Genomic DNA, 12,762 nt, shown 5'->3' with positions numbered 1-12,762 from the left:
TGATTTCTTCTTATTTTAATATAGAAAGCGGATTATTTTCCTTCTGGAATTTTAAGGCAAACAAAGCTGCCCCATAGCATAAAATTCCAATCAGCATAAATATCACTTTACCGGAAATTATTCCAACGACAATCTCTGCTGCTGCAACAATTCCATGCAGCCAGACAGGAAGGTTATGCAGACATGCAGCAAGTCCCGCTTCAATCAACACTACAATACATACGCTCACTACCGGCATCTTCCATACCAGTATACCCAGAACAATTTCCAATACGGCAAAAACCACAAATACACATAACATAATCAGCGCGCTGTTTTCCTTTAATTCTGCAATCGTAAACTGACTGTTCTTCTTTGCATAATTTTTCTTTGCGCTGTTGATTTTCTTCTTCATATTCTTCTTACTGTCCTCAGTTTTCTTTCCCCCTGAAACAAATTCCTTCACTTCCATGAAAAAAACTTCCTCCTTGTAATGATTTCCCTTTTCATAAGCCGGTTCATCTTTCTCCGGTTCTTACACATCTACGCCCATTATACCAAGTAACCATTGAAAGAACAACTTTTTTCAAAAAAACATTGCAAATTTATTTTTTTCTATATATAATATTATAGTATGATTTTAATAAATAAAGGGTTGTCTGAGAAAAATATTTTATTTCGCATATAACCAGATTATTCTGCTTCCGTGGCTCAGTTGGTAGAGCGGCGCATTCGTAATGCGTAGGTCAGGGGTTCGAGTCCCCTCGGGAGCTTTTTTTGTTGTCTAAAAATAATCTAAAAATAGTATTGACATTTCTCTTTCAATTTCTCATAATACTCCTTAGTGAGTTTATTATTATTAAACTTCAAATACATTATTAGCTTCATTTTGTAAAAACTATGTAAAATCACTTTTCATGGAAAGGAAGTACAAAATGGATATTGGAAATAAAATCAAGGAGCTGCGGATTCTCTACGGTCTCACCCAGCAGGAACTGGCTGACCGTCTGGAATTATCCAAAGGATTTATCTCCCAGTTAGAGCGTAATCTTACATCTCCTTCCGTGGGTACACTTTTAGATATTATCCAGTGTCTCGGCACTACGCCGGCAGAATTTTTTGCAGATGATGAACCTGCACAGCTTGTCTTTAAAAATGAAGATTATTTTGAAAAAGAAGATGCGGAACACAGGAGCTTAATCGAATGGATGGTTCCCGGTGCCCAGAAAGATATGATGGAACCGGTACGGCTGACGCTGAAGCCCGGCGGCACATCAGACATCTATCTTCCACATGAGGGAGAAGAATTCGGCTATGTACTTAAGGGCTCCATTAAAATCATATATGGTACCCGTACTTATACTGCAAGACAGGGGGAGTCTTTTTATCTTAAGTCCAATAAAAAGCACCATATCGAAAATACCGGCAGGAAAGATGCCGTTCTTATCTGGGTTACAAACCCGCCAAGTTTTTAGGAGGTTATGATGGGCAAGAAATTAATACAATTAGAAAATATTACCAAAACTTATGACGGAAATATGATTTTGGATGACTTAAATCTTTATGTAAAGGAAAACGAATTCTTAACACTGCTGGGACCTTCCGGCTGTGGAAAGACTACTACCCTGCGTCTTATCGGTGGTTTTGAGACACCGGACACCGGACGTATTATTTTTGATGGAAAAGATATTACTTCTCTTCCGCCAAATGAGCGTAAATTAAATACCGTATTCCAGAAATACGCACTTTTTACCCATATGAGCATTGCAGATAATATTGCTTTTGGTTTAAAAATCAGTAAAAAAAGCAAGGCTTATATTCAGGATAAAATCAAATATGCCTTAAAGCTTGTAAACTTAGACGGTTATGAAAACCGCAGCATTGATTCCTTAAGCGGTGGCCAGCAGCAGCGTATTGCCATTGCCCGTGCCATTGTAAATGAACCAAAGGTGCTCCTTTTAGACGAGCCTTTGGGCGCACTGGATTTAAAAATGCGTCAGGACATGCAGTACGAACTGATTCGTCTGAAAAATGAACTTGGCATTACTTTTATCTATGTTACCCACGACCAGGAAGAAGCCCTTACCATGTCAGACACCATTGCTGTCATGAATCAGGGCTATATCCAGCAGATTGGTACTCCGGAAGATATTTATAATGAGCCGGAAAATGCATTCGTTGCCGACTTTATCGGAGACAGCAATATCATTGACGGTGTCATGATTGAGGATAAATTAGTCAGCTTCTTAGGCATCAAGCACGAATGTGTCGACACCGGTTTTGGTAATAATAAACCGGTAGACGTAGTCATCCGCCCGGAAGATATTGAGATTGTAGAAGCCGGCACCGGTTTTATGGATGGTGATATTACTTCTGTTATCTTCAAGGGTGTCCACTATGAAATCGAAATTATGGCTGGCGGCTATGAATGGCTTGTTCATACCACCAAATATTTTGAAACCGGAAGCCATGTAGGAATGAAGGTAATCCCTTTCAATATCCAGATTATGCATAAACCGGAATCCAGTGACGAAAAGGCGGTGGAACTCGATGCATAATGCCAGAAAAAGACTTTTAGCCGGACCTTATCTGGTCTGGATTATTGGATTTACTGTACTTCCGATTCTGATGATATTATATTACGCATTCACCAACAGTGACGGTGGTTTTACCTGGGCAAATATTGCTGCAATTGCAGACCCGGTACATATAAAAGCACTCCTGCTTTCCTTGAAGCTTGGTATCTTATGTACGGTTGTCTGTCTCCTGCTCTCCTACCCGCTTGCCATGATATTAAACAGTCTTCATATCAAGCATCAGAGCTTTGTGGTATTTATCTTCGTCCTGCCAATGTGGATGAACTTCATGCTGCGTATTTTAGCATGGCAGATGTTACTTTCCAATAATGGAATTATCAATGGATTCCTTTCCATTTTTGGCATCCCGAAGCTTCATATGTTAAATACCCAGGGAGCCGTTGTATTTGGCATGATTTATGATTTTCTTCCATTTATGATTATGCCGATTTACAATTCCATAGTACGTATCCGCAAGGAAACAATAGATGCGGCAAGGGATTTAGGTGCCAACAGTTTTATCACCTTCTTCCGTATCATTCTGCCGCTTACTGTGCCTGGAATTATCAGTGGAATTATTATGGTATTCGTACCGGCACTTACCTCCTTTGTTATTTCAGACCTTTTAGGCGGAGGTAAAGTACTTCTCATTGGAAATGTTATTGAGCAGTCCTTCATGCAGGGTTCCTACTGGAATTTAGGTTCCGGACTTTCCATTGTACTTATGCTTTTTGTATTAATCAGTATGGCATTTATGAATCGTGCCGGTGAATCAGGAGGGCATGCAGTATGGTAAAGAAAAGTTTATCAAGAATTTATCTTGCAATTATTTTCCTGTTTCTGTATCTTCCGATTGGAGTTCTGATTGTACTTTCCTTCAACAACTCCCTCTCCCGTGTAAAATGGGGCGGATTTACGACAGAATGGTATCGCAATCTTGTTTCTGACCCGACTATTATGAATGCCTTTTATACCACGATTCTGATTACCGTTGCATCTTCTGTGATTGCTACAATAATCGGAACCATGGCTGCAATCGGAATCAGTGCCATGCGGAAAAGGAACCGTCAGATTATGCTTGGTGCAACTAACATTCCACTTCTGAATGCAGATATTGTAACCGGTATTTCCCTGATGCTGCTTTTTGTCCGCTTTACAGCGCTTGGAACATCAACCGTATTGATTGCACATATTACCTTTGACATTCCATATGTCATTTTAAATGTACTGCCTAAGCTTTCCAACACCTCCTCCCATACCTATGAGGCTGCCAGAGACTTAGGCGCAACACCACTTTATGCATTTTTCAAAATTGTATGGCCGGATATCAAGCCTGGTGTATTCTCCGGTTTTCTGATGGCTGTGACAATGTCCTTAGACGATTTTTCCATCACCTACTTTACCAAAGGTGCCGGTGTCAACACATTGTCTACCATGATTTATACCCAGCTGCGTAAAGGTATTATTCCGGAAATGTATGCACTGTCTACGATTTTATTCTTCCTTGCTCTGGTGCTTCTTCTGATTATGAATTACCGCAGTGTCAAGGATGCGAAAGGAAGGTCTTAAGAAATGAAGAAATTCTTATTTTCATTTATGCTTATTGCTGGTCTCCTTACTCTTTCCGGCTGTGGACAGAAAGAGGATGAAAATGCACTTGTTATTTTAAATTATGGAAAATATATAGAGCCGGATGTTATCCAGCAATTTGAAAAAGAAACCGGTATTACCATCAAATACGAAGAATATGAAAGTCCGGAGGAAATGTATACCAAATATAAGGCGGGTTCCATCAAATACGATTTAATCTGTACCTCCGACTATATGATTCAAAAGCTGATTCATGAAGGCGAAGTTCTGGAAATGGATTATGATAATATTCCACTTTACGAAAACATCGACCCGACCTATGTGGAATTTTCCAAGGCCTTTGACCCGGAAACGAAATACACACTACCTTATTTCTTCGGCACACTGGGTATTCTCTACAATAAAACCATGGTAGATGAAGCTGATATGGACAGCTGGAATGTTCTCTGGGATCCGAAATATAAGGGACAGATTATCATGGAAAATTCCGTCCGCGATACCTTCGTTCCTGCACTCCGGCTTTTGGACTATTCCATCAATACTACGGATGAAGATGAATTAAACGAAGCACTTTCCATGCTTTGTGACCAGAAAGATTTAGTCTACTCCTATCTGGTAGATTCTTCTGCCGATGAAATGATTGCCGGAAATGCTGCCATGGCTCTTATTTATTCCGGAGAGGCTGCCTATGCACAGGATTATAATGATGATCTTGATTATGTGGTTCCGAAAGAAGGTTCTAATATGTGGATGGACTCCTGGTTCATTCCTAAAACCTGCCAGCATAAGGATGCTGCAGAACAGTTTTTAAATTATCTCTGTCGTGAAGATATCGGTATGGAAAACTTTGACTATGTCTGGTATGCTACACCAAACACCGCTGTTTATGACGAACTGGATGAAGAGGTTCAGGAAAGTACTACTATTTTTTCTGATCAGGAAACTTTAGAAAACTGTGAAATTTTTAACAGTCTTGATGTCCCGGCTACAGAAACTTATGACTATCTATGGAAGAAATTAAAATCTTACTAAAATATTCTGGTCTCTAAAAGATTAGAAATTTTTTAGAAAAATTTCATATTACCTTTCTTGTTATTCAAGACACAAGATGATATATTGAAAGTCCATTGGAATAATCCATGGACTTTCTTTTCTATTTATTCATTTTTACCATTTCTAACCAGGAGGTCTTTATGACATATCAACAATTTCTTACTGAAATCCAGTTACAAATTCATTCTCTGTTTGATACAGATGTTACGATTCAGCTGCATAAAATCCAAAAAAATAATGGCGTTACTTTGGATGGACTCACTATTCTGCAAAAGGGCTGCAACATTTCTCCCACTATTTATCTCAATGATTATTACAAAGAATATCAGGCAGGAAAAAGCATACATAACATTATTTTACATATCCGGGAAATTTACCGGGCTTACCGTCCCAGCAGCTCTGTCGATGTAGCATTCTTTACTAATTTTGAAAATGTACGGCACCGCATCCTCTTTAAACTGATTCATTATCAGAAAAATGAGGAACTCCTCAAAGAAATCCCTCATTTTCGTTATCTTGATTTTGCAGTTGTTTTCTATTGTCTTTTATCTAGCTCAAGTCAGGGAAACGCCACTATTCTGATTCGTTCCACTCATCTTTCCTACTGGAACGTCTCCGCAGATGCGTTATATTCTTATGCCTTAGAGAATACGCCGGCACAGCTTCCTGCTGATTTTGAACCATTAATGCCATTACTCAATAAGCTTATGCCAATGCCCTTTCCTGCAGATAGCATGGAAGAAGAATCCGAAACACCGCTTTATGTATTAACCAATAAAGCCAGACTCTATGGTGCTTCCTGCATTCTCTATCCAAATCTTTTAGATTCCATTGCAGATAAGCTCACATGTGACTTCTATCTGATTCCAAGCAGTATTCATGAATTTCTGATTCTTCCTGTTCTGCCCGGAACCTGTATACAGGATTTAAATGCTATGATTCATGAAGTAAATTCCACTCAGGTTGAGGAAGAAGAAATCTTATCCGATCACGCTTATTTCTATTCCCGTTCCGAAAAGCTTCTTACTTCTATGTCAGAAGAAAGGACTACAATCTAGCATATAATTTTTCATATTCCTTTGCAGAACTGGACCAGGAGAAATTCTGCTCCATGCCACGTCTTGCGATATCCAGCCACCCGGTCCGGTTCTCATGGAATACCTGATATGCATAAAAAAGACTGTCACGCATTTCATGAGCATTATAATTGGAAAAAGTAAAACCTGTTCCGGTATGCTGATACTCATTATATGGCTCTACGGTATCCTTTAAGCCACCGGTCTCGCGAACCACCGGTACTGTTCCATAACGAAGACTCATCAACTGGCTCAGACCACAGGGTTCAAATAAAGATGGCATCAAAAAAGCATCTGATGCTGCATAAATTCTATGTGCTGCTTCTTCGTAATACATAATATTTGCCTTCAGTCTGTCCGGATACCTGCTCTCATAATAACGGAACATATTCTCATAACGTTCCTCTCCGGTTCCTAAGGCAACAATCTCAAATTTACCGGAAGAAAGCAGTTCATCCATCATATAATCTACCAGTGCAAATCCCTTCTGCTCTGTCATTCTTGAAACAATTCCAACTAACATCACATCATCCGAATACGGAAGATTCATATCCTTTAAAAGTGCCTGCTTGTTTTTCCGCTTACCCTCTTCTAAATCATTGGCATCATATAAATAAGCAATCTTTGGATCCGCTTTCGGATTATATTCATTATAATCGATTCCATTAATAATACCGCTTAATTTATAGCTGTTACTGCGAATGAGACCATCCAAGCCTTCGCCACCATCCGGAGTTGTTATCTCATAAGCATATGTAGGACTTACCGTTGTTACAGCATCTGCATATACAATACCACCCTTCAGATAATTTCCCTCTCCATACGACTCTAATTTGTCCGGTGTAAAAAGAGCATCCGGCAATCCGGTAATATCTTTTACTGCCTTTAGATTCCAGCGCCCCTGGAACTGTAGATTGTGTATCGTAAATACCGTTTTCATATTCTGGTAAAATACATTTTTCTTATAGATATTCTCCAGATATACCGGAACCAGTCCCGTCTGCCAGTCATGGCAATGAATAATATCCGGCTGGTAATTCATATGCGGCAATGCTTCTAATACTGCCTTTGAGAAAAATGCAAATTTTTCTACATCTTCGTAAATATTATTATATGGTCTTTCTCCCGCAAAATAGAATTCATTATCAATAAAATAATACTGGATTCCATCTTCCTTTGCCTCCAGTATTCCTACATATTGTTTTCGCCAGCCCAAATCTACATAAAAATGCAATATATGATGCATTTTCTTACGCATATCCTCACGGATACACATATACTTCGGCAGCATGACACTGACTTCATATTCGTTTTTTGAAAAATATTTTGGCAGTGAACCTGCAACGTCTGCAAGGCCGCCTGTTTTGATAAATGGAACTGCCTCTGATGTAACAAATAATACCCGCTTCATTTCTGTTACCCCCAAATCTGATACCCTTTTTACAAATACGCTGCGCTTTCTTTCGCAGTGCATCTTCGAAAGCCTACGGCTTTCTCGATGTACGGGCATTCGCCCTATTTACGCTCACACTCGCAAATCCGCTGTGCTTTCTTTCGCAGTGCATCTTCGAAAACCCTTGGTTTTCTCGATGTACGGGCATTCGCCCTATTTACGCTCACACTCGCAAATCCGCTGTGCTTTCTTTCGCAGTGCATCTCGAAAACCCCTGGTTTTCTCGATGTACGGGCATTCGCCCTATCAGCCGACAGAAATACGCGATACTTTGTGCAAGCACAGTATCGCGTATTTCTGTCGGCTGCACTGCTCATTGCTTACGCTCATTATACCACGTTATGGGGGAGCAGAAAATACCTAAACTGTCTGATTCAGATACTATATTTTGCTGCCATTTTGTAGAAACCACTCTTTTAATACGCTTTATATTCCAGGCGGATTCTGTCTGCAATCAGTGCTATAAATTCTGAATTCGTCGGTTTACCTTTTCCATTGTTTATCGTATACCCAAACAGCTCATCAATCGTGTCCATTTTGCCACGACTCCATGCCACCTCTATTGCGTGGCGGATAGCACGTTCTACGCGGCTGGCTGTTGTCTGATATTTTTTTGCGATTGTCGGATAAAGTATTTTTGTAATGGAGTTAAGCATTTCAATATCATTTACCGACATAATAATTGCTTCACGCAAATACTGATATCCTTTGATATGTGCCGGAACTCCTATTTCATGTATAATATTTGTCACTTTACTTTCCAGATCCTCCGGCTTTGTCGAAGGCTTTTTCTCATATGCTCCGACTTTTTTTGATTCCACAGCATTCATTCCCCGGAGCACTCTTGTACTTTTTATCCGATTGATAATCATATCATTATCGAAGGGCTTCATAATGTAATAATCCGCCCCCAGATTAAATGCATCTTCTGTAATCCGGTCCTGTCCTACCGCACTGATAATAATAAAACTAGGACATTTTCTTATGGATTTATCTTTTTTTACTTTTTCTAACAGTGCAAGTCCGTCAAGTTTTGGCATAACTATATCCAATAAAACAACATCCGGCTGTTTATGTTTGATAATCTCATATGCTTCGACCCCGTTCTTCGCCGTACCAACCACCTGCAAATCCTTATCGCTGGCTACGATTTCATCTAAAAGCTGTACCATTCTCTCGTTATCATCTGCAATTGCTACATTTAATTTTTCCATTTCAAACCTCCTGCCGTTTCCACTCTTTTGTACAAAGATGAAACTACTTGTATTTAAACACAACTTTTCTGTCGTTTCAAGCTAAAGCGTTCATCTTATTTCGACATCAATATTGCCCGGAAGACAACGGCTGCCTTCTTCCCCTTATACATTTTGTATCATAATTATATCCTGACATAAATTATGTCGAAACATGTCGTTAAATTATAAACTGTTTTTTCTTATGGATTCGACGTTTTCTCTATCTCTAACATATCCTCAATAAAAATACCATACCCCTTCTTTGCATCATCGACGAACACATGGGTAACTGCACCTATCAGCCTTCCGTTCTGAATCACCGGGCTGCCGCTCATTCCCTGTACAATACCTCCGGTGCTCTCTAACAGTGCCGCATCCTCTACTTCAAATAAAATACTTTTGTTCTCCTTATTCTTCCGATAATTAACTTCCGTAATTCTTATCTTATAATGCGCTATCGTTCCGTCGATATCACTGATAATTTCTGCTTCTCCAGGTTCAATATCCTGCTTATAACCAACCGGATAAGCTACGGCATTTTCCAGCAAATTATTTTTTTCATGTAATGTTCCATAGATTCCTCGTTCGCAGTTCTCCTCAATATCTCCCATACAATATTTTTCTTCATAATTAATGACTCCTGATAATTCACCCGGTTTACCGGATTCTCCTTTTACGATTCCCACCAGTCTGCTGTTATAAAGTTTTCCCGTCCCCACTTCCAGCATACTTCCGGTATCCATGTCTGTTACCGCATGTCCCAGTGCCCCATAGCTTCCATCCTGGCTGATATAGGTAAGTGTTCCGATTCCTGCCAGATCATCCCTTACCCAGACTCCTAATTTATACGTTTCTTCTTTTGACAATTTCGGCTGTATATATAATTCTAATGTTTCTCCATTTCGACGTATCCGAAGCACTAAAGATTTTCCTTCACATTTATCGACAGCATCCATTAACGCCTCCTTATTTTCAAGCTTTTTTCCATCTACTGCACAAATATAATCTCCACTCTTTAAAACATTCTGTGCCGGTGCATACAGTACTCCATCCATCCCTTCAAAATTTCCCGTTCCGATGACAAAGATGCCATCCGTCTGCACATAAATACCAATATTTTCCCCGCTGGCATAGACCTCCTGTTCCGCTACAATATCTGCCTGCACCTCTTTTATTGGTATAATTCCAAATAGCTTCGCTCGTAAAACAACCGTATCTGAAGCCATATCTATTTCATTTCTTTCGGCACCGGCCTTGTCCATGCTGCTTTGCAGCTGCTGATTTTCCATTACAGATGTATCGATAAATCTCTTTCCGGAATCCCGGCATTCGAAGGTCACCGGCATGGAAATGTCCAGTTTACTTAAATCACCATCGATAAGTTTTACTTCATCCGGAACCATATTTAACATAAGCTGGTAAGCAAATACCAGCCAGACAATCACTATAATCTGCCATATATTTTTTATGCTTTTTCTTATTAATCTCATCCGCATTATATTTTCCTCACTACAGGCATAATAACTACAGGAAACTCTCTTTACAGCTTTCCCGCGTAAAATAAAAACAGGATATTCATTGAATATCCTGTTTTTATTATGTGTATTATTGTTTGATTCAATCGTTTATTTTTTAGCATTTTGTGCCAGGTTAAGCATTTCTCTTGCACTTTCCAATACGGTGTCTGTAATCCTCACTCCACCAAGCATTCTTGCTAATTCAGTTACCTGCTCATCCTCGGTGAGTCTTCGTATGGTAGAAATGGTTGTCTCATTTTCTACGGATTTTTCAATACTGAAATGGGCATCTGCCATTGCAGCAATCTGCGGCAGATGTGTGATGCAGATTACCTGATGATGTTCTGCAATCATATGCATTTTTTCAGATACCATCTGCGCCGTCCTTCCGCTGATTCCTGTATCAATTTCGTCAAAAATCAAGGTTTCTATTTCATCATTTTTAGCAAGCACTGTTTTTAATGCCAGCATAATTCTTGATAATTCTCCACCGGATGCTACGCTGCCAAGTGGTTTTAATGGCTCTCCCGGGTTGGTTGCAATGACAAATTCCACTTCATCAAAGCCATCTGCTCCAAAAGTCTCTTTCTGCTCAAATTTCATTTCAAAACGAACATCTAAGAAGTTCAAATCTACTAACTGCTCCCTGATTTTTTCTGCCAGTTCCTTCGCATATTTTTTGCGGATTGCAGATGCTTTTTCTGACTGCTTCTGCAATGTTTCTTTTAATGCATTTTCCTGTTGCATAAGCTTCTTATGATATATATCATAATTCTGCAGCTTCTCTGCTTTTTCCTTTTTTTTCTCTAAGGATGCTAAAATTTCATCTATCGTATGACCGTATTTTGCCTTCAGATGGTTGATTTCATCCAGACGCTGCTCTGTCCCGGCAAAAGTCTCATCATCAAATTCAGCCTCATCCATATAGTCCGCAATTTCCCGGTTCAAATCATTCAAAAGATTATCAATTTCCAAAAGTTCATCTGCCATCCCACGAATTGCATCATCATAATCTGCCACAGATGACAATTCTCTATGAGCTCTTCCGGTAAGCTCCGATGCACTGCCGTCTTCCATGCTGAGTAATCCATGGGCTGCATGAATTGCTTCCATAATTTTCTTTCCGTTCAGAAGCTTCCGGTATTTTGTTTCTAAAACTTCATCTTCGCCAGCTGTTAATGCAGCTTCTTCAATTTCATGGATTTCATATTCTAAAAGAGATAATTCCCGCATCCGGCTCTCTTCATCCAGAGAAGCTTCTTCTAACTCTTTCGTAACTTCACGGTACTTTTTATAAGTTTCTTTCAACTCACTTTTGATGTCCGACAGTTCATTTCTTGCATAATCATCAAGGATTTCTAAATGCTTCTGTTTCTTAAGCAGCGACTGGTGTTCATGCTGTCCATGAATATCAATCAGCAACGCAGAAACTGCTTTCATCTTTGATGCCGGAACACTTTCCCCATTGATTTTGGCGATGCTTCTTCCTCCGGAAATCTTTCTGCTTAAAATCAGCATATCATCCTCCGGATAAACATCAAGCCCGGAAAGTGCTTTCTTTAAAGCATCTGATTCTACATCAAAAATCAGCTCCACAAAGGCATTCTCCTCATTATCCCTTAACATCTCTTTGGATACCTTTTCTCCCAGAGCCAGATTAATGGAACCAATGATAATTGATTTTCCGGCTCCTGTCTCTCCGGTCAGGATATTTAACCCTTTTTCAAAATCGACTTCCGCCTCATCAATGAGTGCCAGGTTCTTAACATGCAGGTTTCTTAACATATTTTCTCCTTCTACTCTCTCTCGTCTTTCACTCTAATCTTCCATAATCCGGCGAAGACGTCCCATTAACGCCGTGGTATCCTCTACGGTACGGACAGCGCACATAATTGTATCATCTCCAGCAATGCTTCCTACTATTTCATGGCAATCCATGGCATCCAATGCTGCCGCAACTGCCATTGCCATTCCGGATACCGTCTTAATCACAAGAATATTCTGTGCCATATCCATAGATACAAAACCATCCCGGAATACACGGACATACTTTTCTGTCATGTCTTCCTTATTTTCAGATAAAGCTACATATTTCTGACGGCCATTGCTCAATGCTACCTTAGTCAGTTTTAACTCTCTGATATCCCGTGAAACCGTTGCCTGTGTCACATGATATCCTTCCTGCTCCAACTTTGCTGATAATTCTTCCTGTGTGCCTATCTCATTCTTCTGAATTAATTCCAGAATCTTTGCATGTCGTCCTATCTTCATTACAGTCCCTCC

At 39.7% G+C, this 12,762-nt stretch carries 12 protein-coding genes and 1 tRNA gene; 7 read left to right on the top strand and 6 right to left on the bottom strand.

The features are described from left to right. Positions 1-10: 10 nt before the first annotated feature. Positions 11-451, bottom strand: a complete 441-nt coding sequence (locus tag LKD41_RS08815) for a hypothetical protein (RefSeq protein ID WP_022243214.1) — start codon at positions 449-451, stop codon at positions 11-13. A gap of 228 nt (positions 452-679) precedes the next feature. On the opposite strand from LKD41_RS08815, the gene LKD41_RS08810 reads away from it, so the two are divergent. The 7 genes from LKD41_RS08810 (at position 680) to LKD41_RS08780 (ending at position 6,256) form a co-directional block, all read left to right on the top strand. Then, a tRNA-Thr gene (locus tag LKD41_RS08810) sits at positions 680-752 on the top strand. Positions 753-914: 162 nt separating this feature from the next. Further along, complete coding sequence (locus LKD41_RS08805) at positions 915-1,454, top strand: helix-turn-helix domain-containing protein (RefSeq protein ID WP_022243215.1); 540 nt, start codon at positions 915-917, stop codon at positions 1,452-1,454. Between the two features lie 9 nt (positions 1,455-1,463). Continuing rightward, positions 1,464-2,537 carry a spermidine/putrescine ABC transporter ATP-binding protein gene (gene potA, locus LKD41_RS08800; RefSeq protein WP_227700955.1) on the top strand — a complete coding sequence of 358 codons (1,074 nt, stop codon included), beginning with the start codon at positions 1,464-1,466 and terminating at the stop codon, positions 2,535-2,537. Continuing rightward, positions 2,530-3,351, top strand: coding sequence for an ABC transporter permease (locus tag LKD41_RS08795; protein ID WP_227700954.1), 822 nt, complete (start codon positions 2,530-2,532; stop codon positions 3,349-3,351). The genes potA and LKD41_RS08795 overlap by 8 nt, the downstream gene beginning before the upstream one ends. Then, a complete protein-coding gene (locus tag LKD41_RS08790) occupies positions 3,345-4,124 on the top strand; it encodes an ABC transporter permease (protein WP_227700953.1) in 780 nt (259 codons plus the stop codon). Before LKD41_RS08795 ends, LKD41_RS08790 begins: the two co-directional genes overlap by 7 nt. A gap of 3 nt (positions 4,125-4,127) precedes the next feature. Further along, on the top strand, positions 4,128-5,177 hold the full coding sequence (locus tag LKD41_RS08785) for an ABC transporter substrate-binding protein (protein WP_227700952.1): 1,050 nt from the start codon (positions 4,128-4,130) through the stop codon (positions 5,175-5,177). 161 nt (positions 5,178-5,338) lie between these two features. Further along, on the top strand, positions 5,339-6,256 hold the full coding sequence (locus tag LKD41_RS08780; protein WP_022243220.1) for a DUF5688 family protein: 918 nt from the start codon (positions 5,339-5,341) through the stop codon (positions 6,254-6,256). Here the strand turns inward: LKD41_RS08780 and glgA are convergent. The 5 genes from glgA to argR all read right to left on the bottom strand — a co-directional run bounded on the left by glgA (position 6,246) and on the right by argR (position 12,750). Further along, positions 6,246-7,685, bottom strand: coding sequence for a glycogen synthase GlgA (glgA, locus tag LKD41_RS08775; protein WP_227700951.1), 1,440 nt, complete (start codon positions 7,683-7,685; stop codon positions 6,246-6,248). The two genes, LKD41_RS08780 and glgA, sit on opposite strands and share 11 nt — an antisense overlap. 458 nt (positions 7,686-8,143) lie before the next feature. Then, on the bottom strand, positions 8,144-8,941 hold the full coding sequence (gene spo0A, locus LKD41_RS08770; protein WP_227700950.1) for a sporulation transcription factor Spo0A: 798 nt from the start codon (positions 8,939-8,941) through the stop codon (positions 8,144-8,146). Between the two features lie 221 nt (positions 8,942-9,162). Beyond that, positions 9,163-10,452 carry a SpoIVB peptidase gene (gene spoIVB, locus LKD41_RS08765; protein ID WP_227700949.1) on the bottom strand — a complete coding sequence of 430 codons (1,290 nt, stop codon included), beginning with the start codon at positions 10,450-10,452 and terminating at the stop codon, positions 9,163-9,165. A 135-nt stretch (positions 10,453-10,587) separates the two neighbouring features. Then, on the bottom strand, positions 10,588-12,264 hold the full coding sequence (recN, locus tag LKD41_RS08760; RefSeq protein WP_227700948.1) for a DNA repair protein RecN: 1,677 nt from the start codon (positions 12,262-12,264) through the stop codon (positions 10,588-10,590). A 33-nt stretch (positions 12,265-12,297) separates the two neighbouring features. Further along, positions 12,298-12,750 carry an arginine repressor gene (argR, locus tag LKD41_RS08755; protein ID WP_022243225.1) on the bottom strand — a complete coding sequence of 151 codons (453 nt, stop codon included), beginning with the start codon at positions 12,748-12,750 and terminating at the stop codon, positions 12,298-12,300. Between the last annotated feature and the right edge of the window lie 12 nt (positions 12,751-12,762).

Origin of the sequence: Roseburia sp. CLA-AA-H209 (assembly GCF_020687575.1) — a bacterium.
Taxonomy (GTDB): Bacteria; Bacillota; Clostridia; order Lachnospirales; family Lachnospiraceae; genus Roseburia_C; species Roseburia_C amylophila.
Note: the sequence above shows the minus strand (reverse complement) of the source record. Positions and strands in the feature narration are given on the sequence as shown.

Coding starts and splice junctions, on each gene's coding strand:
- LKD41_RS08815 (WP_022243214.1), bottom strand. CDS start 451: ATGGAAGTGAAGGAATTTGTTTCAGGGGGAAAGAAAACTGAGGACAGT.
- LKD41_RS08805 (WP_022243215.1), top strand. CDS start 915: ATGGATATTGGAAATAAAATCAAGGAGCTGCGGATTCTCTACGGTCTC.
- potA (WP_227700955.1), top strand. CDS start 1,464: ATGGGCAAGAAATTAATACAATTAGAAAATATTACCAAAACTTATGAC.
- LKD41_RS08795 (WP_227700954.1), top strand. CDS start 2,530: ATGCATAATGCCAGAAAAAGACTTTTAGCCGGACCTTATCTGGTCTGG.
- LKD41_RS08790 (WP_227700953.1), top strand. CDS start 3,345: ATGGTAAAGAAAAGTTTATCAAGAATTTATCTTGCAATTATTTTCCTG.
- LKD41_RS08785 (WP_227700952.1), top strand. CDS start 4,128: ATGAAGAAATTCTTATTTTCATTTATGCTTATTGCTGGTCTCCTTACT.
- LKD41_RS08780 (WP_022243220.1), top strand. CDS start 5,339: ATGACATATCAACAATTTCTTACTGAAATCCAGTTACAAATTCATTCT.
- glgA (WP_227700951.1), bottom strand. CDS start 7,685: ATGAAGCGGGTATTATTTGTTACATCAGAGGCAGTTCCATTTATCAAA.
- spo0A (WP_227700950.1), bottom strand. CDS start 8,941: ATGGAAAAATTAAATGTAGCAATTGCAGATGATAACGAGAGAATGGTA.
- spoIVB (WP_227700949.1), bottom strand. CDS start 10,452: ATGAGATTAATAAGAAAAAGCATAAAAAATATATGGCAGATTATAGTG.
- recN (WP_227700948.1), bottom strand. CDS start 12,264: ATGTTAAGAAACCTGCATGTTAAGAACCTGGCACTCATTGATGAGGCG.
- argR (WP_022243225.1), bottom strand. CDS start 12,750: ATGAAGATAGGACGACATGCAAAGATTCTGGAATTAATTCAGAAGAAT.